This is a genomic window from Allobosea sp. P1_A7, from assembly GCF_056406775.1.
Window position 1 is genome coordinate 1 of record NZ_JBFTZN010000409.1, and the last position, 3,602, is coordinate 3,602.

The window sequence follows — 3,602 nt, forward strand, 5'->3', positions numbered from 1 at the left end:
AGACGGCCGAATGGCCGAATGGGGATGCCAAAGGGGAGTTCGGGAATGAAGCTGTTTCCAGGACGATGCCTGTGCCTTGTCGCCGCCTTGACCCTGTTTGTCCCGGCGCTCCCGCCAGGCGATCTGCAGGCGCAGACGACACGGCTGGAGGCCGTGCGCGGGGCTGCGCCGCGGCGCGCGCCGACCTATGAGGCGGAAAAGGAGCGGATGAATGCCTGGACCGTCGGTCTCGCCGGCGGCCTGATCGAGGGGGCACCGCTGCGTTTCGCCGCCGAAATGGCGCGCGTCGTCGATGACGGGCCGAACCTGCATGTCCTGCCGATCGTGACCAGGGGGCCCACCGAGAACCTGAATTCGCTGCTCTATCTGCGTGGGATCGACACCGCGATCATCAATTCCGACGCGCTGGACGAATACAGGAACCAGATGCCGCAGATCCGGCGGCAGATCACCTATGTGCTCAATCTCTTCCCCTCGGAGCTGCACATCTTTGTCCGGCCGGAGATCCAGAGCCTGCAGGACCTCGCCGGCAAGAAGGTGAATTTCAACACGCTGGGCACGGCTGCCGCCTATTCCGGCCCGCTGATCTTCAGCCGCCTCGGCATCAACGCCGAGAAGACCTTCATCCCCCACCCGATCGCGCTCGAACAGATGCGCAAGGGCGAGATGGCGGCGGTCGTCTTCATCACCTCCAAGCCGGTCGATGCCTTCGTGCGCGGCCGTTTCGAGCCGGGATTCAAGTTCCTCTCCGTTCCCTATGACAGCAAATTCGAGGATTATTATCTGCCGGCCGTGCTGGAGGCGGGCGAGTATCCCGGGCTGATCAAGGCTGGCGAGCGCGTCCCGACCATTTCGGTGCCGACTGCGCTCGTCGCCTTCAACTGGCAGCCCCAGACCAACCGCTATCAGCGCGTCGCCCGTTTCGTCGACACGCTGTTCAACCGGATCGACCAGCTCCAGGCGCCGGGCTTCGACCCGAAATGGAAGTCGATCAACCTGGCCGCGACCGTGCCCGGGCTCGAGCGGTTCTCGGCGGCGCAGCAATGGCTCGATCGTCAGGCGCGCGCCCCGCGGGCGCTGCAATGAAGGCGTTGGCGCTCTCCGTCGCCATGGCGGTCGCCAGCGGGGCCGCCCTGGCGCAAGGAATGCCCGGTCCCACGCCCGCTCCCGCGCAAGATCCGATGACGCATCTGCGCTCCTGCTCCCTGATGGGGCCGGCCGAGCGGCTGGAATGCCTGGACAAGCTCTCGCGGCGCCTGGAGCCGGCAGCGGAGCGACCTGCGCCGGGCGGCGACAACTGGATCCTCAGCGAGACCACCTCGCCGGTGAACTATAGCCCGATCGTCACCGCCACCGCGGCTGCCCGCGCCGGTTCCGACGGCGCGCTGAGCCAGCTCGCCATCCATTGCCGCGGCGGCCGCACCGAGCTGGTTGTCACAGGCCCGGCGCTCGCCAAGGGCGGCACGGACTACTCCATCTCCTACCGCGTCAACGACGGCCAGTCGGTGCAAGCGGCGGCCGCGCAGCCCTCGTTCGGCGCCGGCGTCGCCTTCAAGGGCGATATCGCGCAGCTCCTGCTGGCGCTGCCGGACGAGGGCGACCTCGCCATTCGTCTCGCTCCGCGTGTCGGCGCTGCCCATGAAGGCGCCTTTGCGCTCGGCGGGCTGAAGCGGGTGAGGGAGAAGGTCGCCTCAGCCTGCAACTGGCCGGGCGCCATCGCCAGGCCGCGGAACCCGTAGTCTTCGCCAAGCCTTCTTGCCCAGGCCTTCTTGCCCAAGTCGTCCGCGACCAACGTCCGCGCTCAAGTCGTCCTCGTCCGAGCCGTCGCCCAAGCCATTGCCCACGTCGTCGCAAACCACGGGAGATGAAGACCATGACTGGATATGCCAAGGCCATGAGGGTCTCGCTGGCCGGCCTCGCAGCGTTGCTGATCGTCGTGCCGCCGGCACTGGCGCAGCCGAAGAAGCAGGTGACGGCGCAGACCGCAAAACCCGCGGCGGAAAAGAAGCCGCACCAGCTCATCCTGCAGGTCAACACCAACGAGCCGGCGACGATGAATCTCGCGCTCAACAACGCGACGAACGTGGCGCAATACTACAAGGACCTCGGCGAGAAGGTGGAGATCGAGATCGTCACCTTCGGCCCCGGCCTGCACATGCTGCGTGAGGATACCTCGCCGGTGAAGGCACGGATCAAGGCGATCACGGCGAGCACGCCGTCGATCTCATTCAAGGCCTGCGGCAACACCCAGGAGAACATGAGCAAGACGGAAAACAAGGAGATCGGCCTGATCCCCGAGGCGACGCTGGTCAAATCCGGCGTCGTGCGCGTCATGGAATTGCAGGAGAAAGGCTGGACCTATGTCAGGCCCTGAAGCATCGGCGACCAAAAGTGGATTGCGGCTTTTGGCGCAGCCGATGCCCGTTACAACTGCGTGCTAGCGGGGAGAGCGCGCGGCGTCGTGCCAGGCGCTCCCCCACCAAACCTCTCGGCAACGGAACGTCCCCGTTGCCGAGAGTGTCCTGCGAATGGCCGCGGCCGATCAGTCGCTCGCTGATCGCTCCGCGGAGATCAGCAGCATCATCGGCCGCTCGCATTCCTCCGCCAGGCCCGGGTTCTCGGCGATCTGATCGGCTGTGGGAGCAAATTCCTCGACCTGGCGGATCGAGAACCCCGTTGCGATCAAGGTGTTGAGCGTCGTCGCTAACGTCCGGTGATATTTGAGCACGCCGTCGGTGAGCCAGTTGGTCCGGCGCTCACCTTCGATCGCATAGCGGTTCACCGGCCAGGTCTTGCGGCCGTCCTCGTCGGTCCACCAGCGCGGATGCGTCGCTGCCATGTAGATCGGGTGTTCGATCGTGAACACGAACTGCGAGTTTGGCGTAAGCGAGCGATGCACCATGCGCAGCAGGCGCCCGAAATCCGCGATATAGTGGAAGGTGAGCGCGCTGAAGGCGAAGTCGAACGCAGCCGGGGGCAGGTCCAGCAACTCGAGATCGGCAATCCGGTACGTTATCGCTGGGTCGCTGGTATCTGCGATCGCCCGGGCGATCATTTTCTCGGAGACGTCCAGTCCGAGCMCGGACCCGGCCCCGTGCTCGCGCGCCCACCGGGCAAACCAGCCGAAGCCGCAGCCGAGATCGACGACGCGCTTGCCCGTCAGGCCGGGCAGCATGGCGCGGATCGCCGGCCATTCCGGCGCGCCGGCCAGACCATGAACCTGTCGGGGAAGCTGGCTGTAGCCGGCGAAGAATTCGGGGTTGTCATAGATGTTCTGTGCCAAGTCTTTCACTCCATCCCAAGGCATCGGCCCGAAAAGTGGATTGCGGTTTTCGGGGCAAAGCCGATGCGATCACAGAAGCTTGGATCATCGATGGGAATGCGATGATCCAAGCCGATGGGACGAGGCACAGGCGTGACAAAGGCCCCGTCCGTTTCCGGCGAGGCTGCAGGGGCGCGATACGCGTGTGTTAACGCGGCGATCGGCTGTCCCGCATCCCGCCTGTTGGGATGCCGGCAGCGCGGGCAACGATATGCGTATCCGTCTCGACCATGCCGGATTTATCGGGAACGGCACGATTCCTGTCAACGCCGCAGCGCAT

The 3,602-nt window shown here is 65.4% G+C and carries 4 protein-coding genes; 3 read left to right on the forward strand and 1 reads right to left on the reverse strand.

Annotated elements, in window-relative coordinates; translation table 11 throughout:
• The first annotated feature begins 45 nt into the window (after positions 1-45).
• From AC1D34_RS35220 to AC1D34_RS35230, 3 genes are all read left to right on the forward strand, one after another.
• Entirely contained in the window at positions 46-1,086 is a 1,041-nt protein-coding gene (locus tag AC1D34_RS35220) for a TAXI family TRAP transporter solute-binding subunit (protein WP_476826747.1), read from the forward strand.
• On the forward strand, positions 1,083-1,739 hold the full coding sequence (locus tag AC1D34_RS35225) for a hypothetical protein (protein ID WP_476826748.1): 657 nt from the start codon (positions 1,083-1,085) through the stop codon (positions 1,737-1,739). Before AC1D34_RS35220 ends, AC1D34_RS35225 begins: the two co-directional genes overlap by 4 nt.
• Before the next feature lie 134 nt (positions 1,740-1,873).
• A complete protein-coding gene (locus AC1D34_RS35230; protein WP_476826749.1) occupies positions 1,874-2,374 on the forward strand; it encodes a DsrE family protein in 501 nt (166 codons plus the stop codon).
• A gap of 168 nt (positions 2,375-2,542) precedes the next feature.
• Here the strand turns inward: AC1D34_RS35230 and AC1D34_RS35235 are convergent, their stop codons facing one another.
• Complete coding sequence (locus AC1D34_RS35235; RefSeq protein ID WP_476826750.1) at positions 2,543-3,283, reverse strand: class I SAM-dependent methyltransferase; 741 nt, start codon at positions 3,281-3,283, stop codon at positions 2,543-2,545.
• Positions 3,284-3,602: the final 319 nt, after the last annotated feature.

Coding starts and splice junctions, on each gene's coding strand:
- AC1D34_RS35220 (WP_476826747.1), top strand. CDS start 46: ATGAAGCTGTTTCCAGGACGATGCCTGTGCCTTGTCGCCGCCTTGACC.
- AC1D34_RS35225 (WP_476826748.1), top strand. CDS start 1,083: ATGAAGGCGTTGGCGCTCTCCGTCGCCATGGCGGTCGCCAGCGGGGCC.
- AC1D34_RS35230 (WP_476826749.1), top strand. CDS start 1,874: ATGACTGGATATGCCAAGGCCATGAGGGTCTCGCTGGCCGGCCTCGCA.